Here is a 1044-nt window from a genome sequence, read left to right as displayed (position 1 = left end):
CAACACCACCGAAGAAACCAACAACCCATCCCTTACCCACCCTGTGCGAACCGACTCGCCCTGCCCCAGTAACGCGCTCCACGCTTGATCGTCGGGCTCATTCTGTAGCGCCTTGCTGGATGCAGATGCGCCGTGTTGGGCATCAGATGATGTTCTATCGACAAGGGATAAGTAGCCGAGGGCGAGATTCTCGTAGTCTTCCCGAAGGGCATTGATTGCCTCGTGCAACTCTATGACTTCGCACGCCAGCGCTTCCTTCAGGCTCAGTACCTGGGCCATCTCAAAATCTGCGGCTCTGACAAACCGGCCATTCACCATGATGACGGTATGCATAGGCCGTACTCGCCCCTGTACGACCTTCCCGGGCAAACCATGATGCGGATAAGCACGCCTGGACTCTGCGCTGGACGTCTCAGACCTGGCACTCAAAAGCGAACGGAAGATAGCTTTTCCTGACATGCCTGAACCATAGCCCAGAAGCGCAAGCTGAGCAAGGTAAGCAAAGAAAGGCAGGCAGGGCAAACTGGAAGGCTTGCCCCGTGGGTCGGACTTTAGTCCGACTCCCCTCGCTGGACCCGTGCTGTCGGACTGAAGTCCGACCCACAAAAACATCGCCTGCCGCCCCTGTGGGTCGGACTTTAGTCCGACGCGGAGGCTGAGCGCGTGATGTTGTCGGACTGAAGTCCGACCCACAAAACCATCGCCGGCCGCCCCTGTGGGTCGGACTTTAGTCCGACTCTACTATCAAGCAGTCAATCCACGCTCGGCTGACCACGCTTCCGCCAGACGAACAACATTGTCCAGTTGCCCGACGGAGATTGCCTCGGAAGGGGTCAAGCCTCCGAGGCCGCCATGCTTCTTGCCCCAGAACACGAACTTTGCAACGGCATCCTCGCCTTTAAGCTTCAAGCACACCGCCTTGACAGCCTCGGCCTCAAGCCTCGTGAAAACGGTGGGGTAGAAGCGGTTCTTGCCAACTTTGATGGAAAACAGCTCGCCTCTCTTGGCGGCATACTCCAGCGCCTGGCGACTACGCCCCCAAGC

The 1044-nt window shown here is 58.2% G+C and carries 2 protein-coding genes; both read right to left on the bottom strand.

Translation table 11 applies throughout. From position 1 onward, the window contains the following. A partial coding sequence (locus ETQ85_RS26010; RefSeq protein ID WP_148581862.1) for a hypothetical protein occupies positions 1–333 on the bottom strand: 333 nt, incomplete at its 3' end. Positions 334–744: 411 nt separating this feature from the next. After that, the coding region (locus ETQ85_RS26530; protein ID WP_187394889.1) for a hypothetical protein at positions 745–1044 on the bottom strand (300 nt) is incomplete at its 5' end.

Origin of the sequence: Zoogloea oleivorans (assembly GCF_008107625.1) — a bacterium.
Taxonomy (GTDB): Bacteria; Pseudomonadota; Gammaproteobacteria; order Burkholderiales; family Rhodocyclaceae; genus Zoogloea; species Zoogloea oleivorans.
This window is presented reverse-complemented; position numbering and strand designations above follow the sequence as displayed.